General features: G+C 50.9%; 24 protein-coding genes and 2 tRNA genes. 16 read left to right on the top strand and 10 right to left on the bottom strand.

Annotation, left to right across the window (positions count from 1 at the left end):
* Window positions 1–57: 57 nt before the first annotated feature.
* From crtH to SynBIOSE41_RS08485, 5 genes are read right to left on the bottom strand one after another with little or no spacing between them, the layout of a single operon-like run.
* Window positions 58–1,608 carry a carotenoid isomerase gene (crtH, locus tag SynBIOSE41_RS08505; RefSeq protein ID WP_255476011.1) on the bottom strand — a complete coding sequence of 517 codons (1,551 nt, stop codon included), beginning with the start codon at window positions 1,606–1,608 and terminating at the stop codon, window positions 58–60.
* Between the two features lie 28 nt (window positions 1,609–1,636).
* Window positions 1,637–2,590: a cation transporter gene (locus SynBIOSE41_RS08500; protein ID WP_186540549.1), complete on the bottom strand. Its 954-nt coding sequence runs from the start codon at window positions 2,588–2,590 to the stop codon at window positions 1,637–1,639.
* Window positions 2,571–3,947 carry an FADH(2)-oxidizing methylenetetrahydrofolate--tRNA-(uracil(54)-C(5))-methyltransferase TrmFO gene (gene trmFO / locus SynBIOSE41_RS08495; protein ID WP_186540547.1) on the bottom strand — a complete coding sequence of 459 codons (1,377 nt, stop codon included), beginning with the start codon at window positions 3,945–3,947 and terminating at the stop codon, window positions 2,571–2,573. The genes SynBIOSE41_RS08500 and trmFO overlap by 20 nt, the downstream gene beginning before the upstream one ends.
* A 57-nt stretch (window positions 3,948–4,004) precedes the next feature.
* Entirely contained in the window at window positions 4,005–4,127 is a 123-nt protein-coding gene (locus tag SynBIOSE41_RS08490) for a photosystem II protein Y (RefSeq protein ID WP_186540545.1), read from the bottom strand.
* Window positions 4,128–4,187: 60 nt separating this feature from the next.
* Window positions 4,188–4,721, bottom strand: coding sequence for a gamma carbonic anhydrase family protein (locus SynBIOSE41_RS08485; protein ID WP_186540543.1), 534 nt, complete (start codon window positions 4,719–4,721; stop codon window positions 4,188–4,190).
* Window positions 4,722–4,918: 197 nt separating this feature from the next.
* Here SynBIOSE41_RS08485 and SynBIOSE41_RS08480 point away from each other — a divergent pair.
* The 15 genes from SynBIOSE41_RS08480 (at window position 4,919) to SynBIOSE41_RS08410 (ending at window position 14,586) form a co-directional block, all read left to right on the top strand.
* Window positions 4,919–4,990: transfer RNA gene (locus SynBIOSE41_RS08480), tRNA-Lys, on the top strand.
* Window positions 4,991–5,047: 57 nt separating this feature from the next.
* The gene (locus tag SynBIOSE41_RS08475) at window positions 5,048–5,431 is read left to right on the top strand and encodes a response regulator (RefSeq protein ID WP_186540541.1); all 384 of its coding nucleotides are present in this window, start codon (window positions 5,048–5,050) and stop codon (window positions 5,429–5,431) included.
* A 549-nt stretch (window positions 5,432–5,980) separates the two neighbouring features.
* Complete coding sequence (locus SynBIOSE41_RS08470; protein ID WP_186540539.1) at window positions 5,981–6,256, top strand: Nif11-like leader peptide family natural product precursor; 276 nt, start codon at window positions 5,981–5,983, stop codon at window positions 6,254–6,256.
* Between the two features lie 206 nt (window positions 6,257–6,462).
* The gene (locus SynBIOSE41_RS08465) at window positions 6,463–6,720 is read left to right on the top strand and encodes a Nif11-like leader peptide family natural product precursor (protein WP_186540537.1); all 258 of its coding nucleotides are present in this window, start codon (window positions 6,463–6,465) and stop codon (window positions 6,718–6,720) included.
* Between the two features lie 177 nt (window positions 6,721–6,897).
* Window positions 6,898–7,137, top strand: a complete 240-nt coding sequence (locus SynBIOSE41_RS08460; protein WP_186540535.1) for a Nif11-like leader peptide family natural product precursor — start codon at window positions 6,898–6,900, stop codon at window positions 7,135–7,137.
* Between the two features lie 1,087 nt (window positions 7,138–8,224).
* Entirely contained in the window at window positions 8,225–9,307 is a 1,083-nt protein-coding gene (locus SynBIOSE41_RS08455) for an oxidoreductase family protein (protein ID WP_186540533.1), read from the top strand.
* A 449-nt stretch (window positions 9,308–9,756) separates the two neighbouring features.
* A tRNA-Pro gene (locus SynBIOSE41_RS08450) sits at window positions 9,757–9,830 on the top strand.
* Between the two features lie 289 nt (window positions 9,831–10,119).
* Window positions 10,120–10,362, top strand: coding sequence for a hypothetical protein (locus SynBIOSE41_RS08445; protein ID WP_186540531.1), 243 nt, complete (start codon window positions 10,120–10,122; stop codon window positions 10,360–10,362).
* A 9-nt stretch (window positions 10,363–10,371) separates the two neighbouring features.
* Window positions 10,372–10,686, top strand: a complete 315-nt coding sequence (locus SynBIOSE41_RS08440) for a hypothetical protein (RefSeq protein ID WP_186540529.1) — start codon at window positions 10,372–10,374, stop codon at window positions 10,684–10,686.
* 44 nt (window positions 10,687–10,730) lie between these two features.
* On the top strand, window positions 10,731–10,985 hold the full coding sequence (locus tag SynBIOSE41_RS08435) for a hypothetical protein (protein ID WP_186540527.1): 255 nt from the start codon (window positions 10,731–10,733) through the stop codon (window positions 10,983–10,985).
* Window positions 10,985–11,188, top strand: a complete 204-nt coding sequence (locus SynBIOSE41_RS08430; protein ID WP_186540525.1) for a hypothetical protein — start codon at window positions 10,985–10,987, stop codon at window positions 11,186–11,188. The genes SynBIOSE41_RS08435 and SynBIOSE41_RS08430 overlap by 1 nt, the downstream gene beginning before the upstream one ends.
* A 410-nt stretch (window positions 11,189–11,598) precedes the next feature.
* The gene (locus SynBIOSE41_RS08425) at window positions 11,599–11,832 is read left to right on the top strand and encodes a hypothetical protein (RefSeq protein WP_186540523.1); all 234 of its coding nucleotides are present in this window, start codon (window positions 11,599–11,601) and stop codon (window positions 11,830–11,832) included.
* A 603-nt stretch (window positions 11,833–12,435) separates the two neighbouring features.
* The gene (locus tag SynBIOSE41_RS08420) at window positions 12,436–13,131 is read left to right on the top strand and encodes an AAA family ATPase (protein ID WP_186540521.1); all 696 of its coding nucleotides are present in this window, start codon (window positions 12,436–12,438) and stop codon (window positions 13,129–13,131) included.
* On the top strand, window positions 13,124–13,711 hold the full coding sequence (locus SynBIOSE41_RS08415) for a hypothetical protein (RefSeq protein WP_186540519.1): 588 nt from the start codon (window positions 13,124–13,126) through the stop codon (window positions 13,709–13,711). The genes SynBIOSE41_RS08420 and SynBIOSE41_RS08415 overlap by 8 nt, the downstream gene beginning before the upstream one ends.
* Before the next feature lie 470 nt (window positions 13,712–14,181).
* On the top strand, window positions 14,182–14,586 hold the full coding sequence (locus SynBIOSE41_RS08410) for a hypothetical protein (RefSeq protein WP_255476010.1): 405 nt from the start codon (window positions 14,182–14,184) through the stop codon (window positions 14,584–14,586).
* 378 nt (window positions 14,587–14,964) lie between these two features.
* Here SynBIOSE41_RS08410 and SynBIOSE41_RS08405 read toward each other — a convergent pair whose 3' ends face one another.
* From SynBIOSE41_RS08405 to SynBIOSE41_RS08390, 4 genes are all read right to left on the bottom strand, one after another.
* The gene (locus SynBIOSE41_RS08405) at window positions 14,965–15,123 is read right to left on the bottom strand and encodes a Nif11-like leader peptide family natural product precursor (protein WP_186540517.1); all 159 of its coding nucleotides are present in this window, start codon (window positions 15,121–15,123) and stop codon (window positions 14,965–14,967) included.
* Window positions 15,124–15,133: 10 nt separating this feature from the next.
* Window positions 15,134–15,385 carry a Nif11-like leader peptide family RiPP precursor gene (locus tag SynBIOSE41_RS08400; protein WP_186540515.1) on the bottom strand — a complete coding sequence of 84 codons (252 nt, stop codon included), beginning with the start codon at window positions 15,383–15,385 and terminating at the stop codon, window positions 15,134–15,136.
* A gap of 136 nt (window positions 15,386–15,521) precedes the next feature.
* The gene (locus SynBIOSE41_RS08395; RefSeq protein ID WP_186540513.1) at window positions 15,522–15,746 is read right to left on the bottom strand and encodes a Nif11-like leader peptide family natural product precursor; all 225 of its coding nucleotides are present in this window, start codon (window positions 15,744–15,746) and stop codon (window positions 15,522–15,524) included.
* Window positions 15,747–15,938: 192 nt separating this feature from the next.
* Window positions 15,939–16,208, bottom strand: coding sequence for a Nif11-like leader peptide family natural product precursor (locus SynBIOSE41_RS08390; protein ID WP_186540511.1), 270 nt, complete (start codon window positions 16,206–16,208; stop codon window positions 15,939–15,941).
* A 602-nt stretch (window positions 16,209–16,810) separates the two neighbouring features.
* Here SynBIOSE41_RS08390 and SynBIOSE41_RS08385 point away from each other — a divergent pair.
* Window positions 16,811–17,029 (top strand): hypothetical protein, encoded by a 219-nt coding sequence (locus SynBIOSE41_RS08385; protein WP_186540509.1) that lies wholly within the window; start codon window positions 16,811–16,813, stop codon window positions 17,027–17,029.
* A gap of 205 nt (window positions 17,030–17,234) precedes the next feature.
* On the opposite strand, the gene SynBIOSE41_RS08380 is transcribed toward SynBIOSE41_RS08385, so the two are convergent.
* Window positions 17,235–17,735: a hypothetical protein gene (locus SynBIOSE41_RS08380; RefSeq protein WP_186540507.1), complete on the bottom strand. Its 501-nt coding sequence runs from the start codon at window positions 17,733–17,735 to the stop codon at window positions 17,235–17,237.
* Window positions 17,736–17,773: the final 38 nt, after the last annotated feature.

Here is a 17,773-nt window from a genome sequence, read left to right as displayed (position 1 = left end):
GGCGATGAAATTCTCAGATTGACCCTAAACAGCTGATCAGGTCTGATGTGGTCAGATTCAGGCGGGAAGGGCCCAGGGATTCAGACCGAGATCCGCTCCGATGCGATGGCTGCAGGCATAGCCACTGAAGGCAACCGCATTCAATCCCTGGCCCGGGAAGCAGGAGTCTCCAACGCAATAGAGACCGTTCAAACCCGTTCGATTGAACGGCATCGGCAGCAGCCCCGGCAGTCGACCTGCCGGAATTGGTCCATAGGAACCGCCCATCCGCCCGAGGAAGCGACGATGGGTACGAGGACTTCCGACCTCCTGAAGTTCGATGGCCTGCGATAAACCCGGAAGAATTGACTCGAGCCGCTGGATCAGTCGGGTCGCATCAAGCTGCTTTTTGGCTCTGTATTCCTTGGGCTTCAGATCGTTCCAGTGCTGGATATCACTCATGGTGAAGCAGTGAACGATATGCCGACCCTCAGGTGCCAGGGATGGATCCAGCAGGGTTGGAATGGAAACAAAGATCACTCCCTGCTCGGCTTCAAGTTCATTCCAGTCCTCCAGCAACAAGTGATGGCAGTGGAACCCCTCGGGCACAACATCTGCCCTTACCCCGAGGTGGACTGAAAGAAACGAACTGGAAGGTTGATAACGACGACGCCAGGTGGATTCGGCTGCAGGCGTGTGATCCTTTGTGACCAGCGTGCTCTCCGGTGAACCTTCTCCAGCGAAGGTATCCCAGCGAGTGGCATTGCTCACGATGCGACTGGCTCTGAGTTCTTGACCATCGGTAAGGCTAACGCCGACGGCACGACCTTGTTCGATCAGAACCTTCTTGACGCGGGTCCGATAGCGGATGGTGCCGCCATGAGCTTCAAGACCTGCCACCAGCTTCTCGGCGATCGTCCCGACGCCACCCTTGGGGTAATTGATGCCGCCGGCATGGCGGTCGGAAAAGACCATGCCGGCATTGATCATGGGGGTGCGATCGGCTGGCATCACCGACCAACAGAAACACTCCATATCGATCAGCCGAAGCAAGTCCTGATCGCGGATGTGTTTGCGAGCCACATCCCCCACATTGAAAGGCAGCCAGCGAGCCAGTCCCAGGCAAGCAAGGGGTGCCCTGAAAAAGACCTTGGCCAGATAGGCCGGATCCTCAAGCGAGAGAAGCGGCATGGCATCAAGACAGCGAAAGACCTGCCAACAGGTGTCATAAAAGGCTCTGATCCCCTTCGCTTCATCGGGAAATCTGGCGCTCATCCTGGCGATGAATCCCTCATAGTCTCGATCAACGGCCATGGTCAGACCATCAGGGAGGTGGTATTCCAGTTGCACCGGATCTGGCACCGTCTCGCAGCTCTGCCCCACATCGGCAAGAGCCCTCGTGAGCAAATTGGTGTGCCCGTGCTCGCCGAATCCGAAGATCATCGAAGCACCAACGTCGAAGGTATAACCCCTGCGTTGAAAGCTGCCACCTGAACCTCCTGGAATCAGGTACTGCTCAAGCACCAGGGTTCTGGCTCCTTTGGCAGCCAGCTGTGATGCCGTCACCAGCCCTCCTATACCTGAGCCGATCACGATCACATCCCAGTCTGGGTTTGAGCTCACGGCCACACCTCAGAAATTGCTGCAGCCTTAGACCCTAGGAAACACCGGCTGCAGCGAAGGGTGGAGTTGCGGTCAGAATCACTTCGGTGCGAACAGGACAGTTGAGCAGGGACTGACATCGCTGCTGGATGCGATCACGGATCAGGTCGATGGAGCCTCCGTCCATCGGTTGACTTGGATTCAAATAAACGACCACAAAGGCCGTCCGACCGACCTGATAAACCGTGAGATCAAGAAGCCAGCAAGACAGACCTGCCAGCAGATCCTCCAGGGCGAGCCGGGTGCTGCGGATCAGATCGGTCTCGGCCGAGGCACCAGCTGCCTGTCCCAGAGCGATCAGAAAGCCCTGTAAGGGCTCGCGCAACACCAAAAGACTCACCACCAGCACCAGTAACGAGTCGGTGACCGGAATCAGATCGGACAGCATCGTGCCATTGAGCAACGGTGCCCCGAGCAATGCCAGACCAGTCAGACCACTAATCAGTCCATCAAGCCGTGCTGCCTTGGCTTCGGTGAGCAGGATCTGGGAGTGACGCCCTGTCCGGCACCAGTCGTGATGATGGCGCCAGGCCAGCCCCCAGCATGTGGCCACCATGGCAATCGAATACCACGCGACAGGCCCGAGGCGAACGGAGCTCACGGGAACTCCGTAGGCGTAATCAATCACGGTGCTGAGAGCTGAAATCGCAGCAAAAGAAAGCACCCCCATCAGCAGCAGAGAACGAAAGAGCACGTACAACGCTTCCTGTCCGTCGTAGCCGAAGGGATAGGCGCGATCTGGCGGTCGCACGACGTTGCGACTGATCCTTGCGGCCACAAGGCCAGAACCCACCATCACCGCTGAATAGAGGCCATCCAGCAATAAAGCGTATGAGCCTGAAATCAAGTGAACGCAGACACCTGCCACCGCCATCAGGGCGCTGGCATAAACACCGATCTTCAGCGATCGGCGCTCAATCAGCCGGTCTTCAGGCAGGACAGGCGACATCAACAGACTCCTGCTTCTGTGTTGCTAGCAGCAAATCATTCAGTGCTCTGTCCCTGTAAGCGCCATAGCGACGGCGTTTGTCTCTGATCCTTTCAGGCAGAGCAGGCAACAAACCAAAGTTTGGAGGCATCGGCTGAAATTTGCCCGATGGGGCCTCACTGACGAAATGGGTGAGCGCTCCAATCATGGTCGTGGGAGGCAGATCGAACGTTGATTGTCCTAGAGCCAGGCGAGCTGCATTGGTGCCAGCAAGCCAGCCACCCGCAACTGCAGCGGCATACCCCTCGGTACCCGTGATCTGCCCAGCGGCGAGAAGACGTTCACGCGTTCGGAACTGAAGCGTGGGGTGCAACAGCTCAGGGGCCTCGAGAAAGGTGTTGCGATGCATCACGCCGAAGCGCACGAACTCAGCTTGTTCAAGACCTGGAATCATGCGCAGGACCCGTTTCTGTTCGCCCCATTTGAGATTTGTCTGGAAGCCAACCAGATTCCAGAGGCGGCCGTCTCTGTCCTCCTGACGCAGTTGGACAACGGCATGGGCGCGTCTGGCACGTCGCACATCCCGATCGTTGACATCACCCCAGCGTGGATCCCAGAGACCAATCGGCTTCAGCGGTCCATAGCGCATGGTGTCTTCACCACGGCGTGCAAGTTCCTCGATCGGTAAGCACCCTTCAAAAAAAGTGGCGCTGTTTTTTTCGAAGTCCTTCAGCTCAGCCTGTTCGGCGCTCAGCAGCGCTCCCAGAAAGTCTTTATAGCGAGGCTGATCCATCGGGCAGTTGATGTAATCAGCGTCGCCCTTGTCGTAACGGCTGGCTCGGAAAGCCTTTTTCATATCAATGGTTTCACCATCGACGATCGGACTTGCAGCATCAAAGAAGTGACAGTCATCACGGCCTGTGAAGGCGCGAAGGTGATTGGCCAGTGCATCGCTGGTCAGCGGGCCTGTCGCCAGGACCGTGATTTGATCTGCGTCAGGCAGATCCATCTGTTCACGACGTTCGATCGTGACCAGAGGATGCCGCTGAAGGATCTCTGTCAAAGCGGCGCTGTATCGTCCGCGATCAACAGCCAATGCACCACCTGCCGGCACTGCATGAGCATCCGCGGTTCGGATCACCAATGATCCCAGTCGACGCAGTTCCTCCTGCAGCAAACCAGCTGCGCGATCACTGCTGAGAGCCCCAAAGCTGTTGCTGCAGACAAGCTCAGCAAATTCACTGCTGTGATGAGCTGGAGATCTTCTAAGCGGGCGCATTTCGATCAGATGGACCGGCACCCCCGCTTGCGCAACCTGCCAAGCAGCTTCGGTACCGGCCAAACCGGCTCCAATGACAACGACGGGTCCGACGCTCAAGAATGATCAATCAACCGATCTCAACCCTATCGATCGGTACAGAAGTGAGCAAAAGGGTCAGACTTCTCCGCGCTTGAGCATCATTTGCAGTTGACCGATGGCAGCTCGGCTGATGTTGTATCCAGCCCAGCCCAGGGCAATCAGGATTGGAGCTGCCACGATGACGACGCGAAGGTCCATGGTTTCTAGGGATGGTCGGCAGATCCTAATGAATGCATGAGCAACGAAGGATCGAAAGCGTCAGTCCGTTTGGTTTTGCAGCAATTCAGCCCAATTGGCAGCCAGATGGGCGTAGTGGACTGCGTGCTGTTTCTGTTCAAGCACTGCTGAATCGCTCTGTTCGCGCTTCACCTGAGCGGGCACACCCGCTACCAGGCTGCGGGGTGGAACATCACGTGTCACAACTGCACCGGCGGCAACCAGCGCGCCTGCCCCAACGGTGACACCGTTGAGAACGATCGCTCCGATCCCAACCAGACAACCGTCTTCGAGGGTGGCTCCATGAACCACTGCGCGATGGCCGATCGTGACATCGGATCCGATCAACACCGGCGATCCAGGATCACCGTGAAGAACGGCACCATCCTGAACATTGCTGCCTGGTCCGATCACGATGGCTGACATGTCACCCCTTGCCACGGCAGTCGGCCAAAGGCTTGCACCTGCAGCGATCTCGACATCTCCCATCACAACAGCACTATCTGCAACCCAGGCCTGAGGATCAATCCTTGGAGAACCGATGTTCAACGGCTCTGGATTGGGCGAACCATTCATCAGCTCACAGTCCTGAACTCGGAATGCCGATTCAAGCGGTTGGGATCAACGCCTGACCAGATCAGATCAAATCATCAAGCCAATTCAAGCGGACCTCCATTCTGGAGAGCTCGTGGACGACGGTGGGTCAGGGTGATATTTTTCTTGGGTGCTTGAGGGCACAGCCTGTTCCGGATCGGTTGTTCCGGCTCAAGTGAGGGTCGCTAGCTCAGCGGTAGAGCACTCGGCTTTTAACCGATTGGTCCTGAGTTCGAATCTCAGGCGACCCACTTCACCATCACCGCTGGGACCCAAGTGATGATTGGGACATCTGACCAGAGTTGACCATGGATGAAAAACCACGGGTCGCTTTTGTCGATGATGATCCGCGGCTTCGCAGTCTGATCGCGGAAGAGTTGCTGGATGAAGGTGTACTCCCTGTCGCTTTCAGCAGCGGTCAGGAATTACTCGAGTGCGTGGAGGCAGAAGAGATTGACCTGATCCTCATCGATCTGATGATGCCGGTTATGGATGGGCTGACTTGTCTGCGACAGCTAAACAAGCGCACAGAAAATGTTCCGATCCTTGTCGTCACAGCATTCAATGACGATGTCAAGCGGCAGGAATCAATGGACAATGGTGCGGTTGACTACGTTTTCAAACCGGATCTTTTTGAGCGTCTTCCTGAACTGCTGGATCGACATCTCAAAACTCCAAGAAGTACAAGTTAAATCGTATCCATCAATGGAAAAAAACTAGACCTGGAGACCAGATGAAGAATTTGAGTCGTTTAGCAAAACCAATTTGATTGCACTTCACTCAATCACGATGCTCCTGGAGTTGAGGAAATCAATCAGGCAGAAGCAAAATCAGGCTTTTCTTGAATTCTGATAAAAAGCAAACAACTCATGCAAAGGGCGAGTAGTTAAAGCCCTTTTATCCAGAAGATGCAGCAAAACCTGCCGCTGATGCGGGATACAGAGAAACCTGGCAGGAAACGCTAAAAGCCAACATATGAAAATGGTCGACCTATCTCAAGAGGAATGATCATCGATTCCTGGAGGGCATAAGAGTGGATTGATGAATACTGTCGATGCAGTGAATTCATCTAGGTCTAACAATCAAATCCTCGCTAAGATGGCGCGGGCTTTTTGTTTCTTTATTGGTTCAAATAACAGCCTAAATCGTCTTGCAATAGCTGGCACAAATAAGAACAGAAATTACAAACCAAAGAATCTGCAGTAGAACAGTGCTGTGACTGCGGTATTTGCGGCTATCTCATGTCAGAAGAAAAACTTAAGGCATTCCTGGAAAAGTTCACAAGCGACGCCAGCCTTCAGGAGAAGCTCAAAGCAGCTGCTAATTCTGATGGAGTTTGTGCGATTGCAAAAGAGGCTGGTTTTAGTATCTCTGCTGACGACTTGAAGAACGCTCAGCAATCAGAACTTTCAAACGCAGAGCTGGAACGTGCGGCTGGGGTAGGTGACTCTCTGAAAAGCGACAGCGTCGCTTGCTTTTCTGTGTATTGCTGCCCCGATACGCTGTCAGATTTATAGTGTAAATAGTGACGGATTTATGTACTGACACTCTCTAAGTTACTCCTTCAAAAGCCCCTGCCGCCTCAAGGGAGTTTTTATTTCTTCAATTACCCCAAAAAGACCATCAATCAGCATTCAATACCTGGCACGATTGACTGCAGTAATTGTTAGCCAAAGACACTTCATGTTGTTGTTGCTATAACCGTTAAAGACTCCTGAAACCCATGTCAGAAGAGCAACTCAAAGCCTTTATGGAGAAGGTTCAAGGCGACACCAGCCTTCAGGAGAAGCTCAAAGCCGCAGCAGACCCCGATGCAGTAGTGACTATTGCTAAGGATGCTGGTTTTGTAATTACTGCTGAAGAGATTCGATCAGAACTGACAGATGAGGAGATGGAAAGCGCCGCTGGTGGTATTACTTCTTACGAGTGGTGCGATACGAAGTGCCAATACACTGGTCTGCGATGCTGTACCCAACACTGAAGACGGGCAGGGTAAGCCAACCAAAACCCCTACGACCTCAGGTATTTTTTATTTCTACAATCACTCCAAACAGCCCACAAATCAGCCTTCAATACCTGGCACGATTGAGCACATTAAGTATTAACTTAAGACGCTGCAGTAGACCATTGCTATAACCATTAAAGACTCCTGATACCCATGCCAGAAGAGCAGTTGAAAGCCTTTATTGAGAAGGTTCAGGGAGACGACAGTTTGCAAGAGAAACTTAAAGCAGCTGCTAATCCTGATGCAGTAGTTGCAATTGCGAAAGAGGCTGGGTTTAGTATTTCTGCTGATGAAGTTCGGACCAAGATTTCAGACGAGGAGTTGGAAGGTACAGCTGCTGGCGGGTCATTTTATGGCTGCTGCACAGACGAGCACCACCAGACTTTGTGCTAAAAAAGCCTTATTACCTGATTTTTAATATTATTTATCGTGCCTTTATTACAATGTAGCCTACGCCCACAAAACCCCTGCAACTGCAGGGGCTTCTTATTTTTTCAATCTCGCCAATAATCCCACAAATCAGCCTTCAATGCCTGGCACGATTGAGCACAGTTGAGCAGAGATAGTCAGGGCTTGCTTAGTAATCAAGGCTGCAATCAACTAGCAACTCCGGCCAATACTCGTTCAGCGGCAGCCCGATCCACCAGGACGCCCGAGCACCGGTGAACCGTTTGGCTTGCAGGAATCCCCAGTCACTTCCTCACGGGCCGACTCCTCAGTCATGCCACTAATCCCCAATATCGGGTTGATGTAGCTCTTGTGCATTGAAGGTCAAAGCAGCGGTCGCTCAATGTCGGCACCTCTGGCGTTGCACTTGCCGCTGTGGATGTCATTCACCCGGCGCAGATATCACGGGTCAAGTAGACGCCTCGGTTGGGGTCAACCCCATCGGTGTTCAACTGCAGCGCCTGCTGTTGCTCACTGATGCCCATCACTTCCAGGGCCAAAAAAGGCTACTGAGCAGGTCTTCCATGACCTCGGCGACTGCCTTCTTTGCCTCTAGACCAGCGATGCGGATCGCCTGTTCTGTGATGTTGACTGCTTTTTTGATCAGCTCTCGGTTGCTCTGAGCAGCAGTGTTCAAAGCACCGACTGAACGGCTTGCATCGTTGGTTTGCTGCTGCAGGTCTGCCAGAGCTAGGCGATACGTCTCAAAACTTCCGTTGATCTGCTCTTAATTGTTTTTCAGCAGTGCCAGTGACTGCTGCTGTAGCTGTTCACCAGTCTTTGCAGCTTTCTGCCATGGCATTGGTTCGCTCAAGCAGATCGTTGACGATGGCTTGCATTCCGATAACTTTCCCCGGTAGCCGAATTGACCTTGCGTCGATGGCGCTGTTTGCAATCGTCAAAGCCCTATCACTCTCGATAGAACAGTGGATTATTATAACTTAGACCTCTAAAAATTCAAGATAAGCAGTTTTTACCAAAAATCATGGTTCCGTTTTAAAATTGAAGTTTATACATTTTATACATCAGCAGCATGAATCAAATAATTGAAAATCCCTTGAATATTACTTCTTCATGGCTAACAGCAGTATTACGTAAGTCAGGCTTTATTAATCATCAGGTGATTCTTAATCTTAAACTCGAGCCTATTGGCGAGTCTACAGGGTTTCTTTCTAGGATTTTTCGCATTATTCCAAGATATTCAGAAGAGAATGAAGGCTTGCCCGAATCTATCATTCTAAAAATACATACAAACCGACCAGAGTTTTTTTCAGTTGGAGAAAGATTAAAGGCTTTCGACAGAGAGAGTGGATTTTATAGGCATATCAGCCCCCATATATACGGTCGATTGCCCAAAATCTTCGCTTCGTATTCGCAGGGTGGAAAGGGTTGGATTCTAATGGAGGATCTATCATACATGAAAAATGGTGATCAGGTTTATGGGCTAAATAATCAGGGAGTAAAAGCATCACTTTCAAGTATTGCTTCTGTGCATGCTGATTGCTGGCAGGCTTGCGATCAATATTCTTACCCATGGCTTCCAACCGATGACTTCTGGTTTCGTGTGGATCCTCAACCTTTGTGGACAAACCTCAAAGAATGTTACGGGCTACGGATTGGACAAGAAGCAGTAACCTTGTTAGATGAATATGTCATGCGTCATGATGAGATTTTTAGTCGACTCCAAAAATGTCCACGGACAATCGTCCATGGAGATCTGAGAGCAGACAACTTATTGATCGACAACAATGATCAGAATAATCCTAGTATTCTCATCATTGATTGGCAGACAGTCACCATTAGTGCTGCTGCAATAGACGTCGCTTTTTTAATTCTTGGTAGCGAGCCCCCCGCTGAAAGGCACGGCCACTTTAAGGATCTTGTTTCACACTGGCACTCACGTTTAGTTTCATTAGGAGTGAAAAATTATTCCTTTTCTGAAGCGTATAGTGATGTTCGACTGGCTTCTCTTGCATGTCTATCAGCTCCGATCAAGGCTTTTGCAGAGCTGGGTGGACCTAACTTCAAGAACGCCAAGGAAGCACAGTTGGCCGAATGCTTTATCTTTCGCCATATAGAAGCATCAGTGGAATTGAATCTCTCTGAGATCTTATAAATGGCCAACTTCATTCCCGTGTGATAGATTTAAAGCTAACACTTTCAGGATAAAAATCTTAGTATTTTTCAATTCATACGCTTTTCTATCATTGTCAAGCTTAGATAGAAAGAACGAGCAAACAAGAGAAAGCAGGGTTATAGATGCAATCCAACCTCGTCTCAGAGCAGTTCGGGGAATCAGGCTCAATCTGCTAAATAATTTCTGCTCCATCACCCTTTATGCGGGGGAGGCTGTTGAACTTAGCTGGTTCAGAGACCCAGAATCCAGTCAGGGAAATGGCTACGCCAAGCCAAAGACAATTAGTGAAAAAATTTGTGAGCTAGCGACAAAGCTGCGACAAAAAGCTTGCAGATGGCGGTTCTTGACCACTTCTGACACGAGAGCGAAACCCTCTGCAGCAGATGGTTTTGGCGACATCCCCGTCAGGCCCTACTATATGCAGGTAACGGGGCGTGGCGCAGTTTGGTAGCGCGGGTGCTTTGGGAGCACTAGGTCGCAGGTTCGAATCCTGTCGCCCCGACTGGTTTCTCAGCGATTGACCTTACGGGGTGTGTGCAAACGGTGTGCAACCGGGCACCACATATAGCGGTTTTTGCACACATATTTCTGATCACCTGTTGACAGGATTACGCCTGCGGATGAAGATTGGCCCAGCAACTTCTTGTTGCCACCGAATGAAATAGTCGCGGGACTTGGCAGCGCATCGCCTAAGAGCCCACAGATCCTCTGGCTATTCCCCGTTTTTCGGGTCGTACTGCTTACATCCGTTTGCGGGCTGATGAGTCGGTTTCTGTTTATCCCTTGTGCAAATGGCACGCAAGCAGGACCGTTTCTCTAAATCAGCTTCCGCGCAGGTCGTAGTCAACGGCCACACAATCAAGCTCGCCCATCCAAGTGATCGAGCTGAGATTGAACGTGTGGTTTCAGTTATTGATCGCAAGATTGCTGATGATGACTGGCGTCCGTTTGCTTCGAAAGAAGCAGCGGTTCAACGCTGGTCTGAATTGAAAGGTCTTCGCGCTGCAGTGTTGAGAGCCAAGGGGCTGATCTAGAGCCCGCAAATGAAAACCGCACCTGAATGGGTGCGCGAGCAGGAAGCTTCAGAGCTTCTTGGTATCGCACAAAGCACCCTTCGACTCATGCGCCGTGAGCGCAAACTGCTGCCTGGTGATCATTGGATCTTCGCCACTGGCAAACCCAATGGCCCAGTGCATTACGACATCGCTGCGATCCGCAAGCACCTAATTGAGCTGACGATTGCTGCAGCTAAGGAAGAGGATCAGCGCCGTCAAAGAGAGCTAACGACACGCAGAAATGCTGTCGAGACCTACGACGCCCCGCATCTGGATCAACTGATCGCAGAGGTGCAGAGCTGATGGCTGACTTCGATCTGAGCACCCTCCCATCCACCAGCGATGAGATGCAGGCTTACTCCGAGAAGTTGAGGAACGAACTGACCAAGGCTGTCGAAGAGAACGGCATCAATGAGGTCATTCCAATGATCGCCATGGCAATGGCAACAACGGCTTTCTTCTCCAATTCACACAGGCAAACAGCTGAAAAGGCGAATGAAAACTTCGAATGCCTACTGGAAATTGTTAAAGACCTGAAAGAGACGTTCAAGGTGCAAACCACAACGGTCTCCATGCGCCTCGAAGCGCTGGAGGGCAATTGATGCCAAGTCGCATCTCTCGTGTCGTTGGCAAAGCCAAAGAAGACACCGCCACCGTTCTCACAACGGGGCAAAGGTGGGAATCATTGCGGGCTGGTTTCTGGGGTGGTTTGAATCACCTTGAACTGGCGATTGATTGCCGTAATCGCGCCAATGAATACGAGACAGCCCTCACTAACCACCTGAACAATCAGAAAAAAGGGTAGGTATTTTTACCCTAATTTTCCCGTAAGTCCATTAACAGCTGCCATCAAATGTCAGCAGGTGTTTGGTATACGGAAACTCACGGATTGGGGGGTTGGGACTCCCTATCAGCAGTTCTACATTGCGATCATGAACGCTCTACAGACCCCCACGGATCACAAGGCATACATCTATCAAGAGTGCCGTTTTGGCGGCGTGAAAGATCGTAGCTCCATGGTTCGAATGCCTCGCCCGATGTTCGCTCACCTCGGAACAATCGCCAGGCAAAACAACTCCGACATCAGCACCGTCATCCGCCAAGCGGTTTACGAGTACCTGCAAGCATGGGGTTTTAAGCCTTTTACACAACTATGAAAAAAACGCCTCGGGTCTCCACACCCTCAGCGGTCTTCAGACAACGTGCTTTCTACAAATGAACTCTATCCGAGGTCGGCAGTCAACCGACACCCAACACATTCAATCGGTCACACAAGCAGCTGCAGCACGGTTTGCAGAACCGCTCCCGCTGCCTCCTGAATACGACTTTCAAGCAGACGTGCAGAACGATCTTCAATTCGCTGCTTTGCTCTGCGCCATCAGACAGATCGCAAAGCAACGCGGCACAACTATCATCCAGCAACTTGATACCTGGGAGGCGGGTGAGTGAAATCATCAGGGCACAATCAACCCTGCCCCGTTTGTTCCAGGGTCAAAGACGCTGATTGCAGATTCAACGATGAAGTTGTCCTCTGCCATACCGGCACTGATCTACGCCCAGGCGACACCATCACCATCAGCGGGGCGCAATGGGCATTCATTCACCACAAAGGCGGGTTCAGCGGCATGGCCGCAGTCTTCATGCCCCATAGAGAAAGGAGCTGACTAGGGGTCAACGCCTCCAAACCCCTACCACTACGCAGGAACTTCTATCCAGCCAGACCAAGCGCTCTCAATGGGCGCACATCCTTGATCAATTTCACGATGCCTACGACGAGGCGTGGAACATTCCCGACCTCTACACCTGCACCCCTAATCAATTCCAATCCGCCTGCGCAGCCGGATCAGACGCACAGGCCAAAGCAGCAGCTCTTCGACCACACCTCAGGACCATCTGGAGGGATCACGACGACCTCTCACAGCTGCATCGCCTACGCGTTGAAGCGCAGCTAAAATCCATCGCCTATATCGCAGAAGATCTCAGACAGTTTCAACAGAACGAACTCGGTCTTCCTTGCCCCGCGGCTGTTCAAGAACTGCTGGAGGCAACCTAATGACACTCTCTCCAGATTCAGATCTGGCCAAGGTTTACGGGATCTCACCTGTTGAACTAGTTCCAGAGGTTGCTGATGAAGATCTCCCGCTTGATCAATTCATCGAGCGGAAAGTTGATGAGCTACTAGACCTCAGGCTCCGCAGTATCGATACCTGGAACAAGGAGATGGCAATCATCTCTGAACTCACCTGCCGCAGAGTTCAACGTCAGGACATAGAAGGCCGAGTGCTCGAAGCTCTTGCCGATCGCTGGAACCTATCGATCAGCCAGCACCATTCAGGCAAGCGCCGCAACCGTCACGCCAATCAGTCACGAGAAGGCGAACGCCAGCAGATGCTCATTGATGGGTTCCTGCCTTGGAAACACGATGCGCTGCTGTTTAGCCCAGGCGGAGTTGGCAAAACAACTGCAGCAGTCGCGATGGCTTGGTGTGTCATCAGTGGCAAGTCATTCCTTGATTACGACATCTCCTCTGAAATCAAAGGCAAAGTCCTTTGGATTGGCTCTGACGGCGGTGATGGTGCCTATGAGATGTGGCAAAACACTGCTGAAGATTTCGGCATCGCCAACGATCTTCGATGGGAAAAAGGCTGCGTTTTCTGGGGTGCTGATCAGGAAGCTGGTACTGGCGCTTGGTCCTGCTCTCCATCCAATCTCTGCGAGCTGAAAGAAGAGCTGGAATCAAATGACTAAGCCCTTGTGGTCCTTGATTCTTGGAAAGCCGTCTTGGAACGTGCGGGCATTGATTTCGGTATCGGCCCAGTCGGCACCGTCGTGCGCTTCCTTCAAGCACTCATCGGCCAACACTGCAGCTCTCTACCTTCACCACCCATCCGGCAACACAAAAGGGAAAGGCATTAGCGGGGCAGGTGGAAACCAGAACGTCAATCAGATCCCCTACGCCGTCCACGAGCTGCGCGTTGAGCCCTCTTCAGAAGATCGCCCTAAGTGCGTTCGCTGGATCGCTCACAAGCTCCGTGGGTATCAATCCAGAGAGTTTCTCTACCGCCTCTCAGATGACGGCTTTCAAGTCGTTGAAGGCGAGGTCATCACAAACTGCGCCGATCAACTCCTCATCTCCATTTCTGATCTTGAAGGGCTCGAAACTGCAACCACCACGCATGCAATTAAAAACCTGAATCCAACAATCGCTCCAGCCACCGTTTCAAACAACCTCACGACGCATAGACAGCGCCAATTCATCAATAAATCCGGCAGCTCATGGCATCTCACGCATAGAGGCAAACTCGCAATTGATCGGATGATGAAATAGGGGACCCACACCCCCTACCTATGTATCGGGAGAAAGGGAAAATATCTTTATAAACCCTCATTATAACAAGCTTTTTACTTATAGACCTATCGGGAAAACCACAGGAAAACATCGGGAAGCAATCGGGAAAACATAATTCCACTTTCCCGGCTATCCCAACACTTTTCCCGACTCAGATGAACCCTCTTTTTCAGTGTTTGCAGCGCCTCTCAGCCATATTTACCCGATTTCCCCGCTACACATAGCCCCATGTGTCCCCCTCCCCCTGCGCAGGGTGAACAAAAGAGTTTTGCCGCATCTATTTATGACGTCATATAATTTTTGAAAGGCTTAGAGTTAGTAACATCGTGGCTGCATCGATTGAGCAGAGAAGACAAGCCAAAATTAAGCGCAATCGTGATTGTCAATTACATCTGAACGATGCCCCGCAATTTGCAATCTCTGCGGAGTTGGAGATAACCCAGGCCAGGGTGAGCCAATTCATCAAGCAATCAGCCAAGGCGCACCCGATCAATCAGCTGACGCTCGAAGAGCGGATGGCAGTCAGCGAAGAGCGCTGGAATCTGTCTAAGCGGGAATTACGCGAGCAGATTGCGGTGCAACGCCAACACGGACGCACCGTCACCGAAACAGTCACCGACGCCATGGGGCGCACCACCGTGAAGACCACGTACGAGCCTGGTGTCGATCCAGCTCTGCTCCGCGCACTCTCAACGCATCACGATCGCCGTGCTCGCCAGTTGAACAATCAGCTCAGCCCTGATGCAGGCGTCCAGGCGATGCAGGTCAATGTCGTGAAGGATTTCATCCAGCAGGGCGATGCTCAGGGCAAGCTCTCTGCAGAACAGTGGAATCAGCAGGCAATCGACGTTTGATTGCTTCGTAAGCAACGGGTCCACCAGTTACTGACTGAGTTTCTGCAACGCTGTGCGCAAGAGTGTGCGCATACCGACCACCAGTGGTCCGTCATTGAGGATCTTTGGTCATTTTGGGGGATGCGCCTTCACCACCCTGTCAGCGACTGTGAATTGCCTTTAACTAATGGTTACTACGCTCAATCGTGCCAGGTATTGGAGGCTAATTTATGGGATTATTCAGACTGTTGAAGTAATAAAAAGCCACTACGACGGCAGGGTGTTTGATAAGTAGAATCAGGAGCCCGGAGGAGGGTCAGTAAATCTCCTACACAACCTGAGGTTACAGGCAGTCCAAAGAGATGGTAAACCTCTGCCAGCCAAGCCTTCTAGTTCCTCTTAACTGAGTTCAGCGATATTATCAGCAGTGAATTCATGACCGTGCTCCTTAGCGATCCCTACGACGTCTTCAGGAGTCTTTACTGCCTTTAGTTTGTCTTGAAGACTTTTGTCGCCTTTGACCTTCTCCAGGAAGGCTTTGAGTTGTTCTTCTGACATGAGATGTTTTTTAAAAACCAGAATAGCCGACTTTGAATGTGGCAGCTGTGCAACAGCAGAGATTGGGCGTATTAGCACCACCTGACAAACTTTCTAGCTCCTCTTCGCTGAGTTTTTCATATGTGTCTGAAGAGAATTCGTGACCATGTTCCTTAGCAAGGTTTGTTATACATACTGATTCGCTAGCTTCTTTCAGCTTTTCCTGAAGGCTTGTGTCTGCTTTGACCTTCTCTAGAAAGGCTTTGAGTTGTTCTTCTGACATGAGTAGTAGGTCCTTTCAGCAGTTATAGCAACAGTCTGCTGGAGAGGCTTTGAGTGTGTAAGTTTTGAAGCCGAGGAGAAAAGTTATGGACACAACTGCAGCCTGTTGTTTAGTTTCTTATGTTCTTTACGTAGGTTTAGTTATGGACACACTTCCAGTCCGATAAAGACATCTGGCCACCAGCCACGCCTTCTAGTTCCTCTTCACTGAGTTCAGTGACCTTATCAGCAGTGAATTCGTGGCCGTGCTCTTTAGCAATGCCTACAACATCTTCAGGTGACTTAGCTTCTTTTAGTTTCTCCTGAAGATTGGAATCACCTTTGACCTTGGCGAGGAATGCCTTGAGTTGTTCTAGGGACATGGGTATCAGGTCTGTTCAGCAGTCATAACAACGGTCTACTGCAGCGTCTTTGGCTAATACTTACTGCGCTCAATCGTGCCAGGTATTGAAGGCTGATTTGTGGGATTATTGGCGAGATTGAAGCAATAATAAGCCCCTGTCAACGCAGAGGCTTTGATGAGTAGGCTCACATAACACATTCACCACACATATTTAGTGCTTATTACAAATAAAACAGGTTCCCATATAGGAATCCCAGACTTGGTGAGTCATGATATCGCAGGAGTTAGCTCCACCAGCTGCACTTTCAAGGTCTCTCTGAGACAAGTCTTGGGGATTTGCTTTTAAGTCTTCTGTGCTAATCGCGAAACCAGCAGCTTTGGCAATAGCAACAGGGTCTGCACCTTCTGCCTTGAGCTGTTCCTGCAGTGAAGTATCGGCTTGAACTTTGGCGATGAATGCCTTGAGTTGTTCTTGAGTCATGGGTGTCTCCGAGTGGGACCTTTTCGTTCTATTCCCGCTGGATCACGCATGGAAGTGGGGCGACCGTCCGTCGAGGTTCGGTTTCAGGACCTTTTCGGACAGTTTGTGCGGGAGCAAAGTCGTATGTTTCGATGGCGCTGAATGAGCCAAGCCTTTTAAAACTGACAATAAAAGGCTCGGTGAGACGCTAAACCTTCAAATAGATGTATCACCCATAGAGACAATTACAGGCGCCTTGTAGAGGCTTCTAGCGAAAGTAGAAGCCGTTATAACTAGGATTTAGCGGTACGGTATTTGGCAGTGTGCCTGACATAAAGGGATTCCCTAGCAGCAGCTAAACCACAGTTATGATTGAACTGTTTTTGTGAATGGTTATAGGAAGGCAACCCAATATCCTTTTCAGCCTTTTCTCCTTCTTTTTTAGTCATTAGTGTTAGTAAATTAATTTATTGCACTCAGAGTACTAGCGTTAAGTGATCAAGCGTATGTCTATGAAATCTCTATTAGTATTAAGTGCTCTATTTCTTACATCTGCACCTGTCTATTCGCAGTACTACGCCGACGATGACTGCGTTCTCAATAAGGCAAGTGAAATACAAAGGATGGAAAGTGAGCTTCAAGAGCAAGTCAAAGAAACCGAAGAGCCTGGATTTATTGATTCTTTTGGAGATCGATTGGTTTTCACGGGTCACCTTCCAAAGGATGCGAGTGCAAGCATGAAGAAAGAGCTGGCTCTCTGGTTTATTGAGGGATGCAGAAGGGCATTGCAAAAGAATATTGATGCATTAAACATATCTCCTGACTGCTCAACGATTGATTGACTGGACAACACGAAGGAAGTCAGCTTGTCTGGTGCGTCGCTAGACGCGCCGCTGGCTTACGGAGAGTTGTTGCTATGTGGGAAGGATGTGCGTCACCAGGTCAGCTTTGAACCAGCGGATCACCACTGAGATGCCCCACTCATGAGAGCGGGGCTTTGCTTTGAAAGGTCGTGGCTCAGTCGTTCTGTGCAAGCTCAAATAGCGGTCAGCCCAACATTTGAAGCCAGAGTTTTGGATCAGGTGGACGACCAATCTCAACTGAAGCTCCTTCAAGTGGTTGAAAACCGCCATCTTCTGGAACGGGCTTGAGGGATTCACCAAAGCTGTCCATCTCAGGGACTGGCTTGAAGGTTTCGGTTATGTCTTCGAAAGTAGCTCCGGGGCCAAGACGGTATCTCTCTGAGGTATTTCCAGCTGCATCACGAAAGTTTCCAGCTGCATCTTTGCCCCAAACACTGTTCATCGCGCCTTGATGCATCGACATCTGGGGAGGTGTTGTATCTAGGACGATCCCACTGCCAGGTGCTTCAAGACCGCCAATCTCTGGATCAGGTCGTTGTCCAATCTCAACGGGTATCACTTCACGCGGCTCAAAGCCGCCGGTCAGCTCATCTGCCTGTTTAAGCGAGGTACCTTCATCGCAGATTTCACTCCAGTTCAAACCCTTCCGACCGGTCACGTCATCATTCGTAGAAGCGTCCTGCAACTTTGCTTGCCTTGGTTCAAAGCTTCCAAAGCTGTCCT

The organism is Synechococcus sp. BIOS-E4-1, from assembly GCF_014279995.1.
GTDB lineage: Bacteria > Cyanobacteriota > Cyanobacteriia > PCC-6307 > Cyanobiaceae > Synechococcus_C.
The sequence above is the reverse complement of the archived record's forward strand: the minus strand, read 5'-3'. Positions and strand labels throughout refer to the sequence as shown.